This window comes from Dyadobacter tibetensis Y620-1, from assembly GCF_000566685.1.
GTDB classification, from domain to species: domain Bacteria; phylum Bacteroidota; class Bacteroidia; order Cytophagales; family Spirosomataceae; genus Dyadobacter; species Dyadobacter tibetensis.
The window spans coordinates 673,280-688,388 of record NZ_AZQN01000002.1; the positions used below are offsets into that span (position 1 = coordinate 673,280).

Consider the following 15,109-nt stretch of genomic DNA (forward strand, 5'->3'; position numbering starts at 1 on the left):
GATAATGGTTTAACTCAATGGTTAGGATTCCTGATCAGTTTTGGATTATTATTAATTACCTCGTCAGAAATGTAGGAGTAATAATTGCCTAACTGAAATCGGTCGGCTCCCGTTACTCGACTGAGCTTTACGGGCTTAAACAACCACTTTCCATGAGACGGGGAACCAGGATGATGTATTTTGTAAGACCACAGCCCCCATGGCTGGGTATTTCTTTTGGTTGCCCTGCCCAAATCCTCTCTGAGCTCTTGCAGTGATATGGGATTACCGTCCATAATCTCATGGGCAATTCTCCATCGCTTCATATCATATAGATAGTGCCCTTCAAACGCGAACTCAACTCGGCGTTCATGGACAATCCTGTCAAAAGTAATTTCTGATGATTTTAAAGGAATGATTAATCCCGCTCTAGCTCTTACCTGATTCATATAGGTAGCGGCATCACCCAGATTCCCTAATTCGAAGGAAGCTTCTGCAGCATTCAATAGTACCTCAGCGAATCGGTACCTTATAAACCAGACTTCGCTTTGAACTCCTCTCTGGCCCGAACCGACAACGGGATCTAAATATTTTCTTAGATAAAACCCTGTTTGAGCGGTAAACTCGAAACCATCAATAGGACCATCAAATCCAACGACCTGTTCTGGGGTAGATTTTCCTGGTAATATTTTTTGTGCTCCCCGGTCATCCCCACTAATAATACTTCCATCGGCAAGTTGAAAACCTGCCCATATGTCAACGTTTCGGCCTTTGAAGGCAGTACCTGGGAGTATAACGGTACCTGCTAGCCGGGCATCACGACCCGCAAATATATCCGTTTGGTTTTCATAATAGAGAGGTGTCCCCGCTCCTGCATGGGTTGGAATAGGAGCAAATGTATTGTCTAGTTTTTCAAAGGATTCTACTAAGTTAAGCGATGGATTAAGCCTTCCACCTTCCTCTTCCTCTGCCCCATACCTAGGTTGATTGGCGATGGTAAAACCATGGACTTTGCCACTTTTCAATTTAAAGTCATCCGCAAAAATCACCTCTGAATTATTTGCTTTGTCATAAAACAGACTAGAAAAATTTTCAGATAAATCAGGTTTTTTCTGGTATAAGGAATAGTTACCAGCCTCACCATCTATAATAGCCTTGGCAGCATCGAGGGCTTTGGAAAAATAGCCATTCGCTTTGTCCGCCGGTATTCCTACTTCTCCCCCTTTTAAGGCGACGGTCGGAGTTTTTCCGCCATATTTTGCAATCGATCCGGCGTATAAGGCCGCTCTGGATTGCATGGCCAGGGCAGCCCCACGGGTAGCACGAGACTTCTCCGTGGGCAATGCGGGCAATATCGACTTAATAGCTTCCGCCTCTGAAATGACAAAATCGTATAATTCAGACTCCTTTGCTCTGGGATACTGTAAATAAGATGGATCACCTCCAAAATCGTAGGTAAGTGGCTCCAAAATAAGAGGGACTCCACCCATTCTTTTTACTAATTCAAAATAGTAGGAAGCCCGTAAAAATCTAGCTTCCGCCAGAAAACGCTTCTGTGTTTCAGGATCTAATTTATTTGCAGCTTCACATTTTTGAATAAACAAATTCATCTCCCTGATATAACCATAATCCCAGCTTCCCCAAGAGCCTAAACCCCAGCCAGAATTTTGGAAGTTTCCATAACTACCTGCGTTTGAAAAAAAAGCCTCATTGAAATCGCCTAAGGCGCCCCAGTCTTTTACAGAAGCAATATCATAATAACGATTATACAGGTTTCCTAATAAGGACAATACCTGTCCCTCGTCGCTCCATACCTGAGCTTCAGAAAGTATATTTGTCGGCGGACGGTCCAGAAACGCATCGTCATTACATCCATACCCGAATAGTAAAAAACAGAATAATATATATTGTAACTTTTTCATAACCAAAATTGGGTTAAGTTTAAATCGAAAGGTTGATGCCTACGTTGACAAACTTGTTCTGAGGGTACTGTAGTCCATTCCCATCGGAAATCTCCGGATCGACGCCAAAGGATTTTAGGTTGTCAATAGAGAATAAATTATATCCATTAATATAGATTCTCGCCCTTTGCATCTTTAGTTTGGACAAGGCAGATTGTGGGAGAGAATAACCTATCTCAAGTGTTCTGGCTCTAAGGTATCTTACATTGTGAAGCCAGAAAGTAGAGTTTTTATTATAATTGCTATGCCCTCCGTCGTTGTAACGCAAAGCAGGGTACTTTCCAGGAATCCATTCACTGTTAAGGTCAAATGGGTCCGCTCGGTGCCAACGATCCAGAAATATTTTATTTAAGGCACCATCATTTTGATACGCCCATCTTTGTTCCCAGTTCTGATTCCAGGAATACATAGCTCCACCTGAGAAGTCGGCATTAAATGTAAATCCCTTCCAACCCATTGAAAAATTAAATCCAAAGTTGACACTCGGTTGCCCAGATTCTGTATAGCCAATAGGTCTTTCATCGAGTCCATTAATGACCTTGTCGCCATTCAAATCCTTATAGATCAAATCTCCTGGCAGTAAAGTTCGGTTCCCTTGGCCATCAACATTGACCGGATATTCATTGATTTCCTGCTGGGACTGGAACTGGCCTATAGTCTGGTAGCCCCAGAAAATATTATTGTAACGAGCTTCAGAAGACCCCCTATATCGATCCCATGAATTGTTAAAAATTGGTTTATAGGAAGATTCAAATTTACTTCTCGAGAAGGATACGTTTCCTCCTAGCGCATAATCGATTTCACCAGTCTTAAAATTATACTGAAGCGAAGCCTCCCAGCCGGTTTGGGAATCACTATTGACATTTTCATCCGGAAGATTATACCCTAATTCGCTAGGTACCTGGATATCATACTTTCGACCTCGAAGCCCGGTCCTTACCCGATTGAAAAAATCTACCGTTCCAGTAACCTTGGTACCAAAGAGGCTAAAATCGGCCCCCACGTCAAAAATTTTACTTTTAAACCAGGAAATATTATTGATAATCTGCCCCTTATCTCTCGAAGTTACAATGGCTGTTCCCCCTAAAATCGCATTTCCCTGATTGTAATTGTAGCCAGGAATGTAATCATAGGCTCCAATTCCAATATTATCATCGCCTAGACTTCCATAGGATGCGCGTAATTTCAAGTCGCCCAATACGGTTCTATCTCCTAATATATTGCGTATAAATTGCTCCTCAGTTACTCTCCAGCCAGCTGAGGCCGAAGGGAAAAAACCCACACGCCGATCCGGAGCAAACTTCCAGGAAGCATCTCTTCGGGCAGACACTTCCAGGTAATATTTACTATCATAATCATAATTAACACGGCCTATATAACCGATCCGGGCCAATTCGTTGTCCTTATCATTATAGGTGTCCATATCTGTGAAATACATTAGAGGAAGTACATTGGTGGACGGTACGGAATGGGTCCACTGTTCCTGATCCCGCTCCTCCTGCCGCTCCGCCACAAATGTGCCTCCTACAGTATGTTTACCGAAGGAATTATTATAATTCAGCTGGCCCTGATATACATTTCTCATGATTTTACGAGTCCGACGTTCTCTCCAAGGGTTGGTGCTTCCTCCAGTCACGACGTAGCTATCATCCTGAGGATTATAAGTATAGGCCTTGTAGGTGTACTCATGCCCATTCATTACCTGATCGGCAATATAATAGGAATACATTCCCTTGGCCACCAGACCCTTTATACCTGGAATTTTGTACTCCGCTGTCATATTAGACTGCAACACCCTCCATATATCCGTCTGGTATCCACCGAGTCTTTTATTATTATAAGCCCAGTTCGTTTCGTTATGCTTAATATCATTGAGGTATAAGGGGTTATCATTGGCATAAGGGCGCTCGAAGGGTCGGTTTCTTAAGATAGCAAAACGAGGTAGCCAGTAATCGTCACCACCAGGAATTCCTGGATTATCCCGTGTTTCAATTCTTCCGTTTATCTGTACACCTATTTTTAAATGATCAGTAATATTGGCGTCAATATTGCTCTGGAGGTTATTTCTTTTAAATGTAAACTCACGTCCTAATACTGAATTCTGACTCAATTGAGTTGCTGAGATATAATAACTTATTTTCTCAGACCCTCCTGTCATATTCAAATTAACAGAATGCATTGGCGAATTTTTCTGAACAATAAAGTCTTTCCAGTTAAATGATTGATAACCAGCTTCAGTCCCAGCTTTGTATTTTTCCAATTCCGCAGGTGTTATCGATGTTTTCCCATACTGATTCATTTCTGCTTCTGCTTTTCCTGCCATCCACTGATACGAGTCGTTAACAACATTGGGGAATCGCGACCAATTTTGCCAGCCCATGAAAGCATCGAGACTCACTGTATTCTTGGTACCATTCTTACCTCTGCGGGTAGTTACGACCACTACTCCGTTGGCAGCTCTTACCCCATATATAGCCGCCGATGCATCCTTAAGTACTGTTATACTCTCAATATCGTTGGGGGCAATATTGTTAAACTGACCCGCATCCTGCTGAATACCATCAATTACATATAGTGGATTGCCCATATTCCTAATTTGTATATTAGCACTCGCACCGGGCCGACCATCGGGCATACGAAAGGTTACCCCAGGTATCTTACCTGCTAGTCCGGAACTCACCGTGGCTCCTCCATGAACTCGATCCAAATCTTTACTGGTTACCGTGGCTATCGCCCCGGTTAATGACTCCTTCTTCTGGGTACCGTAACCTACCACCACTATCTCATCAAAAGTCTTATCGTCAACTTTTAACAATATTTCTACCTTTACCTGCCCGCTCCCGATCAGAACCTCTTGGGTAATAAAACCCACGAAAGAGATTACGACTGTCTGGTCCCCTTCGGGAACAGAAAGGGAGAAATTCCCTTTCTCGTCGGTTATCGTACCCGTTTGAGTTCCTTTCAGCACTACACTAACACCCGGCAGAGCCGTTCCTTCGGCATCTTTAACGATCCCTGACAGAGTCTTCTCCATCGTGGCCACTGAAATTTCTAAAGATCCATATCCTTTTGAATAGGTGGGATACGGCAAGGAAATTCCCATGTATGACAAGAATAACAAAAAGTAGATCGGCCGTGGCCGACTAGGATAAAGAAGATATTTTTTCATATTTTTGAACGATTTTAATGGTCATCACAATTTTCCATGAAATCTGAAAGCCGCCCCACCACGGCCTGTGGTGGTTCCCTTACTTCAAGGGGGCTTGCTTTCGAATCAGGGTCAATCGTGTTGTCGCACGGTTGACCCATTATAAAAGGCCTTGCTTAATTATCTTATATCATAGCGGAAGTATTTAACGGTGAAAATATTATTTATAGCCTGTTCACTGCTGAATCGAAATATTAAGGAAAGTCTATTGCAATGACCCGGAGCAATCCCCCCAGAATCATTAATATTCAGGACGCACAGTTCTTATATATCTTCAGCTGAATCGCAGTAAATAAATCACTAATATATCCCATGCTTACTGATCAAACTTATTAGTATATACGCAATCTTCCCTACCTACGAATTTTGCTTAGGTATAATAGCATTTGCCAAACACTCACTAAAAAACTATCTCTATTTTTTCCCCATCCCGCGCTTAACTACTTCCCACATTTTTGAGCTCTGATCTGCAGTGGGCTTGTGTCTTCCTGTATCAATAGCGAGAAGAAGTACATAATCCCTGGCAGCTGCCAGCACCGGTTCCTGGTTCGGAAAGGCTTTCAAATAGGACTGCCAATATGCCTCCCTCTCAGATGTGGGGTGCAATACCCAATCGACAAAGGTATCCTGTCGGATAAGTTCTGTAAGACTAAGTGGTACTGCTGTCATAAATTTTGCCTATCAGATGCCATTCATAGAGTAAGAGCAGCGTTTCCTTAACTTGACCCCTGTAATTGAAGATTTTTTTTGAAAAAATTATAAAACCAAAGAAATTAGGGAAGGTATAAGCATACAAAGGGGAGAGAGATGCATGGAACGCATGCTTGTTAGGGCCTTATACAAAAAATTTCGTACCGACTTCTGGCTTACTCCCATCATTTGAGCAATCTGCGCATGAGATAAGCCTTCGAAATAACGCAGTGTAATGGCTTCTAATTGTCGGTGAGGAAGATCACTTATCAAATTTTTAACCCATTTTTGACGTTCTTCTGTCGACTCAGCCTCTATCCAGCAAGCTTCGGAGTCGGAGGTTAAAAAATCATGCGTGAAGAGCACCAGGTCAGGCAAAGCATCCAGATCTATAGCGGCTGCATCAGGACCAATTCTCCGCATGATTCTTCGCCTGAGGCATCTTAGTAAATAATAGCGAATTGAGAGCACCTGTTCGGCAAGACTACTTCGGAGTCTCCAGATATCAATATATACATCCTGGATAGCATCTTCAACCATGCCGACGTCAGCCGTAAGTTTATAGCCATAATTGTACAAATGCCCGTGGTATTTCTCAAAAAGAAATGTAAAAGCTGCTTCGTCGCCGGTTCTTATGGCATGCCATAAGGCCCATTCCGTATTCCACGGTCCAAAATTGTCGCTATTTTCCACTTTGAAGTTTTTCTTGTCCTGAGTATGGATTCTCAAATATAAATAATAAAAATTGAAAATAATACAAAAAGCAGCGAAACGAACGTCTCACTGCTTTTGAAATACCACCTAACACATACATATTTATAATTTCAATTCCCACCCCTCACGATATGCCCTTTTTACAAATTGATTGGCATTATCATAATTGGTAACCTTCATATTTTCCGCGTCCCAGTATAATTTCTTCCGACCCATATATTTATCGGCATTTCTTTGGGCAGTTGGGTTATCTCTGGACATCCAGCTCCTCAAGGCCAGATTACCAATAAGTATACTTTCCGTAAATGGCGCCGCATACTCAAAGGGGGAGCTGGTAATCCCTTTACCATAACCGTCTATACAGGCATTAACCCACTGCAAATAGTGATCCTCATTGGGTACTCTTGCCAAGGTTTCCGGCACATTTATAATATCATTTTCTTTCAAGGGAAGTAACCTTGGATTAGCACCATAGCAATCTGCCATCAGTTTCCCTTTACTGCCAATAAAGAGGACTCCCCCATCGGAATTCCCAAATGTTTCTCCCGGCAGCAATTCTTCTGGTAGCTCCGGCAAAATTCCTCCATCATACCAGCTTACCTTAATATTGCCCTCTCCGTCGTTGCGGGGATAGTCCAGATGTATAGAAGTGGTGAAAGGCGTCCAGTCGGGATTATTATCTTTCTCCCGTAACGTAAATGTCCAGGTCCCCCCTACGCTGCACTCCACAGAACTAGGATACAAGATAGGAAGAATCCTGTATACGGGATCCATGATATGGCAGGCCATGTCCCCGAGTGCCCCTGTGCCATAAGGCCACCATCCCCGCCAGTTCCAAGGGTGATAGGACTTATTATAGCCTACCTTCGGAGAGGGTCCCAGCCATAGATCGAAATCTAGTTCTTTGGGAATAGGATCTACTATATCTGAAGGGATCGCTTGCGGCCATACCGGTCGGTTGGTCCAGCAGAGCACTTTGTCAACCTTACCAATGATTCCTGAGTTATAAATTTCCTGCATGCGCCGCACGCCATTGCCAGATCCACCCTGATTTCCCATTTGGGTTATGACCTTGTACTTCTTGGCAGCCTGCCCTAAAATACGCGCCTCATAAATATCGTGCGTCAATGGTTTTTGGGTATAAACATGCTTTCCTAACTGCATAGCTGCCAACGTGGCTACGGCATGGGTATTATCAGGGGTAGAGATAGAACAGGCATCTATATTCTTGTGCTCTTTTTGAAGCATTTCCCGAAAATCTTTGTAATATTTTGCTTTCGGAAAATTCTCACGGGAGGTAACCGCCTGCCGGTCATCTACATCGCAAAGTGCCACAATATTAACATTCGGACTCTTTGCAAAGCTTGCTAAATCGCTCCTACCCTTTCCTCCTACCCCAATACCTGCAATATTAAGCTTATCGCTCGGTGCGATGTACCCCTTTCCTAATACATGTCGGGGCACTATAAAAAATGATGTTGCTGCCAGTCCGGAAGCCTTTAGAAATTCTCTCCTACTAGGAGTACTCATCTGTTTAGTTTTCTTATCCTCCATGAATTGCAGCGTTTGGGTTGGTTCTATTATGCCATGTAAAATGATATACTCAAAACCCTCTCAATAGTACTATTCGAATCTAATTTATTAACTTAAAGAAAACATAAAGTTTAAAATAGCGGAAAGTCAGTTTGTTTTGCCCATAATCAGGCTTCTTGGTCCGGTAATCCTGACCACTATTTCTCATCTCATGGCAGTAGAAGCCTTCCGGCACCCACTTTGAGACTAAATCGTCCCTATTTTGAGATTTAATAAAGGACATTTTTCTATTTCTTGCGGAATAATTAAAATTTTCACCGCAGCCCTCTCAAAGCGGGAGCTTCACCCTATTTTCAAGTGGAGTATAACGAATCAAAGAATCTAGATTGAATGAAATCATGAAAATTAGAATAAAGACTTTCCTCTTGCTCTTATGTTTTTATTGTCTTGTAAATTATCAAAGCTCGGGACAATCAGAACGGGGGAATAAGCCCAATATCGTATTTATTCTGGTAGACGATCTGGGTTATTCCGATTTAGGTTATATGAAGCAGAAAAAGGGAATATTGACTCCCAATATCGATAGGCTGGCTGGAAATGGGATGGTCTTTACACATGCCTATGCCGCTGCACCCGTTTGCTCTCCTACAAGGGCAAGTCTGATGACTGGTAAGTCTCCAGCCGCTTTAAAAATCACCTGCCATATTCCGGGAATGGGAATGAAACCCTATGTAGCTAAATTCAATGCTGGAATGAAAATGAAGGAGGCTTTCTTTTTAGACCATCTGCCACCGGCTGAGGTTACCATAGCCGAAGTATTAAAGGCGGAGGGTTATTCTACGGGATTCATTGGCAAGTGGCATTTGGCAGGAGAGGGTTCCGAAGCTACTCCCGATGGTATAGTGAATGCTGACTTCCATCCAGATAAGCAGGGGTTCGATATTAATATTGGAGGTTGCTCTTATGGACAGCCTAGAAGCTATTTTTCTCCTTTCAAAAATGGCACGTTACCGGACGGCGAAGCAGGTGAATATTTGACGGATCGACTTGGTGATGAAGCGGTTAATTTTATTACCCAAAACAAAGATCGGCCTTTTTTTCTTAATCTAGCCACCTATACGGTCCACACCCCCTTACAAGCCCCTGAAGAAAACCTGAATAAATTTTCGGGGAATAAATATTACGCCATGATCGATAAACTGGACCAAAATGTTGGAAAGGTACTTCATGCATTAGAAAAGCTTCACTTGAAAGAAAATACCATGGTAATTTTTTATTCAGATAATGGAGGACTTTGGGGTAATCCTCCCTTACGAAATAATAAAGGTTCATTGTTTGAAGGAGGGATACGCGTCCCCCTGATCATTTCCTGGCCCGGACATATCCCAAAAGGTAGAATATCAGAGGTTCCTGTCACTACGGTAGACTTTTTCCCGACCATTATGCAGGTGGCTACTGTCCGAGCCCCCCGCCCACCCTATCTGGAAGGGCAGAGTCTATGGCCCCTTTTAAGTGGAAAAGAAAAGACACAAAATCGGGCGCTATATTGGCATTTCCCACATCATAGGAAGGATACCGAGCTCGCCATGGCGGCCGCAATCCGGGAAGGTGACTGGAAACTGATTAAGGAATTTGAGTCGGAAGTCATACACCTTTTTAATTTAAGGACAGATATAAATGAATCTATTAACCTCGCCGAAAAATTTCCTCGGCGGGCGAAAAATCTTTTGTCTAAACTGGAAAAATGGCAACAACAGGTTTCCGCTGAACTCCCTGAACCTAATCTGAACAACCAAGTAGTCAAGTGATAAAAAAATGAAGCTAACAAAAAAATATCTATGGTCATGGCTGGTTACGGTGGTGATTCTCCCTTTCCAAGTCTTGGCAGCTCCCAGCCCCTATCAAGTCAAATCTCCCGATGGGCAGATCTCCCTAAATATTCAAATGGTAGACGGAGAATTTCAGTATTCCGTTCATGCCTGGGGTAAAAAGATGATTAACCCTTCTGTAATTTCTTTTCTAAAAGATGCACAGCTGAAAGAAATTAAGACGCATAGAATAAGTCAGGACCAACATTGGGCGCCAGTTTGGGGTCAGTTCAGCCAGATTCGAGATCAGTATCAACAGTTAACCATCAGCTTTGAGGCCCCACCAGCGAAGGGTAAGCTCATGGCCCGGGTTTATAATGAGGGAGTGGCATTTCGTTTTGTTCTGGAAGAAGGTCAAAAGCCTGCAGCATCCGAGTTAATCTTCACGGCGACATTACCGGAGGGCAACCGCTACTATGCTCCCAACCGCGAAGACGAACCATTAGGACCGGTCACTTATAACGAACTGGACCAGTCGCTACACAATTTGACCACAAATGGCAAAAATAGGAATCTTCAGGTTCCGCTGGTAGTTCAAACAAAAGAAAGTATTTATCTGGCTTTACTGGAATCCGATCTATATGCATCAGAAGGAATGGCAGCCATGCGTTTGGACACCTATGGCCCCACAAACACGATCATCTCACGTAATCAGGCGTCTCTTTCCCATCAGACCTTTACTTCGCCCTGGCGGGTCATATTATTAGGCAAAAAGCCTGGAGATTTGGTAGTTAACACCGTGACCCAAAACCTGGCTACACCCAACCAACTAGAAAATTCTGACTGGGTCAGACCTGGGAAAACCTTATGGGACTGGCGGGTTCATGGCTATAAAGCTCCGGATGGCTTCACCTACGGAATTAATACAGAAAGCTACCTACGTTTCATCGACTTTGCTTCAGACAATGGTATTGAATATTTTCTGATTGACGATGCCTGGTATAATAAGGTAACAGCGGGGCATTTTGAGCATTCCGAACGATTGGACTTGCAACGTGTGATTACCTATGCTCAGAAAAAAAAGGTTGAACTTATCTTGTATTACGATAACCGACAGGGAGTATATGGCGATTCGGCTCTTTTCCCCTATTATCATTCTCTAGGGATGAAGGGGATAAAATATGGATTCATGGGTAATAATGTGCCGTTCACCAAAAAGGCCGTCATCCAGAGCGCAGAGAATAAATTATTAATAGACTTCCATGACAGTCCGGTTCCGTATACGGGTATCAGCCGTACATTTCCCAATGCTATCACCCGAGAATACTGTCATGGCCAGCAAGACTCCAGGAGAGCTTTTACTCCGGAATCCTTTATCAAAATGGCTTTGATTAATGCTATTACCGGACCATTAGACATGAATAACGGCAATTTCGATCTGATTGGAATTAATAAAGGCATCAGAGAAAAAGGACCTAAACAAGTAGGTTCTTATTATTCTACCGTCGCTTCCGAAGCGGCTCGTACTCTCATTATATTTAGTGGGTTGGTCTGCATTCCGGATGCACCCGAAGCCTACGCAGCCAAGAAGGATCTATTCGAATTTATCCAGAAACAACCCGTGGGTCGCTGGGATGAGACAAAAATTCTAAATGCAGATCTGGATTCCCATATCACCACCGCACGAAGACACGGCAAAGAATGGTTTATCGGAAGTGCCATTAACCAAAAAGGAGGTAAGTTAAAGATACCCATGGACTTTCTGGAGCCCGGCACGAATTATGAAGTCACCTATTATGAAGACAGCCCAGAAACGCATTGTAAAACAAACCCTGAAGCCTATCAGATCAGGCGTGGGTCGCTCCGTCGTGGTGAGGTAGTAGAAGCCGTTTTGGCGCCGGGAGGCGGTCATTGCATGTGGATCAGACCAAAAAATTAAGCGCAAGGACTCTTACCCTGCGCTTAATTTAAGGGAGGAAAGCCTATTATAAGGCTGTTATGGCCTCTATAAGCTGATCGACCTGCTCCATGGAAGTGGCAGGGAAATTGGCAATACGGATCTGAGAGTCCTTGAATTTTCCGTACCCACTGCCTACTATCATATTTTTAGCTTTCAATGCTTTAATCAAGTCCGAAGAAGCACCTTCTGTATTGGCGACTACGACAGTTTGGGACTGAAATTTTTTCTCTTTTACAAAGGGGGAAAGGCCTTGATATTTTTCTATGAACTTATAAAGCTTTTGTGCCTTCGCTTCAGTTTCCTTCCTGATATTGTTCACCCCAATACCATTCATTTCCTGCGCTACCTTTCCTAGAAGATAGATTCCCATTACATTTGGCGTGGCCGGGGTTTCATGATTTAGGGCATTTTTCCATAACGTAGGCAGGTCGTTATGGGCTCCTATGCTAAAGGTATTCTTAATTTGCTGCGCTCTTTCCAAGCACTTTTCACTCACGATCCACACTCCCAAGCCCGCGGGAAGTCCAAATGCCTTCTGTACAGAAAAGAAGGCATTTTCAATCAGGCTATAATCTAATTCAGGATATGGGGCCGACGAAACCATATCCACTGCCATAAATTTATTTGGATTGCCAGTCTTTAATTTATGAATTTCATTTACAGGCATCTGTACCCCCGAACTGGTTTCATTATGTGTTACGCCTATCAGCTCTGCATATTCAGGTACCACTATTTCGGAAGCAACAAACCCCTGCCCCATGGGTTTTTCGTATTTGTGGGCATATTTATTTAAGGCATGTGCGTAGTCGGCAAATTTCAAGGAAAAGGAACCATTTACTAAATGAAAACTCTCGAGCTCTACACAACTGAAGACGATACGTTCCCAGATTTCGGAGGCGGAGCCGAGAAATAAAATCTGATGAGTGTCGGGGACCTGCAGTAATGCACGCAATTGCTCTACGGTAAACTGATGTATGGCCCGATACTGAGCACTACGATGAGAAATTGACCCTAACTGCTGGTCTACGAAATCCTTTACATGGGATTCGAAACTTGGGTACAGTTGTGCGGGGCCAGGCGTAAAGTAAATAAGTGACATAAATAGTATTAAAAAAGTGGAGTGAATTTAAAAAACATCTTATAAAAAGCAAAAGGTTTGATCATTTAGGATATGCCCAATAATCAAACCTCTGCAGCTCAACCAGGTCGTATCCTAGTAAAGCATGCGGAACCGGATCGTTCCTTCTATTTCTTTAAGCGACTGGATAAACTCTTCGGTATATTCCTTGGAAATATCCACAATTACGTATCCGATATGTTCGTTAGTTTTCAAATACTGACCGTTCACATTCACGTTATTATCGGCAAAAATCTGATTCAGTTTCGCCAATACGCCCGGAACATTGGCATGAATATGTAACATCCTGTGAGAATCCTTCAGTTTCGGAAGTTGAACCTCAGGGAAGTTGACACTACCATAAGAACTTCCGTTATTCATAAATTCTAATAGCTTGGCTGGCACAAAATGACCGATATTTTCCTGAGCTTCTTCCGTACTACCCCCAATATGTGGTGTCAAAATCACATTAGGCAGACCTATTAATTCGCTTTCAAAGGCCTCCTTATTGGTTTTTGGTTCTTTGGGAAAAACATCCACTCCAGCGCCAGCAACTTTGCCTGATTTAACGGCATCTGCAAGCGCTGCGATATCCACTACATGCCCCCGAGACAAGTTCATAAAGATTACACCATCCTTCATGAGGTCAAATTCACGCTTACCAATGATATTGGTATTCTCCTTTCGCCCATCTACATGAAGACTTATCACATCGGAAATGCTTAATAACTCGTCCAGGGAGTTAACCTTGCGTGCATTGCCCAATGAAAGTTTTTCGACTTCATCATAGAAATACACTTCCATGCCTAAAGCCTCAGCTACTACGGAAAGTTGAGTACCTATGCTTCCGTAGCCAACCATACCCAGCTTCTTCCCTCTAACCTCGAAACTTCCATTGGCCGACTTATCCCATTTCCCGAGATGCATCTGATTGCTCTTGGGAACGATATTACGTATTAACAAGATCATTTCACCAATGGCCAGCTCTACTACAGAACGGGTATTACTATAGGGAGCATTAAATACGGCTACGCCCCGTTTTGCAGCCTCTTCCAGATCTATCTGATTGGTTCCGATACAAAAGGCACCTATAGCCATCAGCTTGGGAGCATTCTCTAAAACCTTCTTGGTGATATTCGTTTTGGAACGTATCCCAATAATGGATACATCTTTTATACGCTCACAAAGTTCATCCTCATCCATCGCTCCTTTTACGAACTCTACATTGAACCCTTCCTGTTCGAAGGCTCTTAAAGCTGCTGGGTGTACATTTTCTAATAATAGAACTTTGATGCGACTCTTAGGAAAGGACTGACTTCTCATCAATTTGTTATCAAACAAAAAGTCATCAAGCGACGTGGCAATATGATCGGCTACTGCAGTTACCTTATCCCTTTCAACATTTTCTGTAAAGGCATAAAAACGTTGAGCCAAACCTGATTCCTTCATCTGGTAATCGGTGTATCCATCCCCAATGACATAGACCTCTCCATCCAGTTTCAGATTTTCAAGTAATTTTATTTTGCCTCCATCGGTGGACAAAACGTTGTTGGTATCAACTCCCGTAATATTACCCTCTTCGTCAAACAGAAATTCATTGGCATAAACATGATCTGCATGAATGCCTAATTCCGTTGCTACAGGTACGATAAACTCCTTAAACCCACTTGAAACAATATATATCGTGTCGGCATGTTCGGTAAGAAATTGCCTATTGCGCAAAAACGAATCGGACACCTGACCTCTCAAATAGGCAACTAATTCTTCGATGTGGGAACGGTTAGCGCTAAGCAAAGCTATTCTTTGTCGCAACCCCTCGGCAAACGACATTTCGCCGTTCATTCCTTTGTCGGTCAAATCACGGATTTGCCCCACTACCTCATCCTTTTGGGGATGATTCGCTAAAGCTATGGCGGCTAGTTCGTCTAAGCCTTCCACTTTGGTGAAAGTGCTGTCGAAATCAATAATAATGTACGGAGACGTAAGCGTTAATGTGGACATGAATCGGTAGATAACGGAATTAATTGCTAGCTTAATTTAAAGAATCCGATCGTAAGAATACTGTATTTCATCAATCAGGCGACAAAATTACAAATCTGATTCTTATCCCCCTAACAAAAATCGCAAAGGTTCCGTTTT

9 protein-coding genes are annotated in these 15,109 nt (G+C 42.9%); 2 read left to right on the plus strand and 7 right to left on the minus strand.

Features of this window, described 5'->3' with window-relative positions:
* Nucleotides 1-14: 14 nt before the first annotated feature.
* The 5 genes from X939_RS0106440 to X939_RS0106460 form a co-directional block, all read right to left on the minus strand.
* The gene (locus tag X939_RS0106440) at nucleotides 15-1,901 is read right to left on the minus strand and encodes a RagB/SusD family nutrient uptake outer membrane protein (protein ID WP_025762445.1); all 1,887 of its coding nucleotides are present in this window, start codon (nucleotides 1,899-1,901) and stop codon (nucleotides 15-17) included.
* A gap of 19 nt (nucleotides 1,902-1,920) precedes the next feature.
* Nucleotides 1,921-5,109, minus strand: a complete 3,189-nt coding sequence (locus X939_RS0106445; RefSeq protein WP_084299329.1) for a SusC/RagA family TonB-linked outer membrane protein — start codon at nucleotides 5,107-5,109, stop codon at nucleotides 1,921-1,923.
* 453 nt (nucleotides 5,110-5,562) lie between these two features.
* Nucleotides 5,563-5,817, minus strand: a complete 255-nt coding sequence (locus X939_RS0106450) for a hypothetical protein (RefSeq protein ID WP_025762447.1) — start codon at nucleotides 5,815-5,817, stop codon at nucleotides 5,563-5,565.
* Between the two features lie 87 nt (nucleotides 5,818-5,904).
* Nucleotides 5,905-6,567 carry an RNA polymerase sigma factor gene (locus X939_RS0106455; RefSeq protein WP_025762448.1) on the minus strand — a complete coding sequence of 221 codons (663 nt, stop codon included), beginning with the start codon at nucleotides 6,565-6,567 and terminating at the stop codon, nucleotides 5,905-5,907.
* Nucleotides 6,568-6,654: 87 nt separating this feature from the next.
* Entirely contained in the window at nucleotides 6,655-8,106 is a 1,452-nt protein-coding gene (locus X939_RS0106460) for a Gfo/Idh/MocA family protein (RefSeq protein WP_025762449.1), read from the minus strand.
* 377 nt (nucleotides 8,107-8,483) lie between these two features.
* Between X939_RS0106460 and X939_RS0106470 the strand changes: the two genes are divergently transcribed.
* Nucleotides 8,484-9,893: a sulfatase gene (locus X939_RS0106470; RefSeq protein WP_044198721.1), complete on the plus strand. Its 1,410-nt coding sequence runs from the start codon at nucleotides 8,484-8,486 to the stop codon at nucleotides 9,891-9,893.
* A gap of 7 nt (nucleotides 9,894-9,900) precedes the next feature.
* On the plus strand, nucleotides 9,901-11,832 hold the full coding sequence (locus X939_RS0106475) for a glycoside hydrolase family 97 protein (protein ID WP_025762452.1): 1,932 nt from the start codon (nucleotides 9,901-9,903) through the stop codon (nucleotides 11,830-11,832).
* 46 nt (nucleotides 11,833-11,878) lie between these two features.
* Here the strand turns inward: X939_RS0106475 and X939_RS0106480 are convergent, their stop codons facing one another.
* Complete coding sequence (locus X939_RS0106480) at nucleotides 11,879-12,952, minus strand: aminotransferase class V-fold PLP-dependent enzyme (RefSeq protein ID WP_025762453.1); 1,074 nt, start codon at nucleotides 12,950-12,952, stop codon at nucleotides 11,879-11,881.
* A 114-nt stretch (nucleotides 12,953-13,066) separates the two neighbouring features.
* Nucleotides 13,067-14,971 (minus strand): phosphoglycerate dehydrogenase, encoded by a 1,905-nt coding sequence (gene serA / locus X939_RS0106485; RefSeq protein ID WP_025762454.1) that lies wholly within the window; start codon nucleotides 14,969-14,971, stop codon nucleotides 13,067-13,069.
* Nucleotides 14,972-15,109: the final 138 nt, after the last annotated feature.

Bases quoted from the DNA above. Each gene is read 5' to 3' on its own strand.
- X939_RS0106470 (WP_044198721.1), top strand. From the start codon at position 8,484: ATGAAAATTAGAATAAAGACTTTCCTCTTGCTCTTATGTTTTTATTGT.
- X939_RS0106450 (WP_025762447.1), bottom strand. From the start codon at position 5,817: ATGACAGCAGTACCACTTAGTCTTACAGAACTTATCCGACAGGATACC.
- X939_RS0106475 (WP_025762452.1), top strand. From the start codon at position 9,901: ATGAAGCTAACAAAAAAATATCTATGGTCATGGCTGGTTACGGTGGTG.
- X939_RS0106460 (WP_025762449.1), bottom strand. From the start codon at position 8,106: ATGGAGGATAAGAAAACTAAACAGATGAGTACTCCTAGTAGGAGAGAA.
- X939_RS0106445 (WP_084299329.1), bottom strand. From the start codon at position 5,109: ATGAAAAAATATCTTCTTTATCCTAGTCGGCCACGGCCGATCTACTTT.
- X939_RS0106480 (WP_025762453.1), bottom strand. From the start codon at position 12,952: ATGTCACTTATTTACTTTACGCCTGGCCCCGCACAACTGTACCCAAGT.
- X939_RS0106440 (WP_025762445.1), bottom strand. From the start codon at position 1,901: ATGAAAAAGTTACAATATATATTATTCTGTTTTTTACTATTCGGGTAT.
- serA (WP_025762454.1), bottom strand. From the start codon at position 14,971: ATGTCCACATTAACGCTTACGTCTCCGTACATTATTATTGATTTCGAC.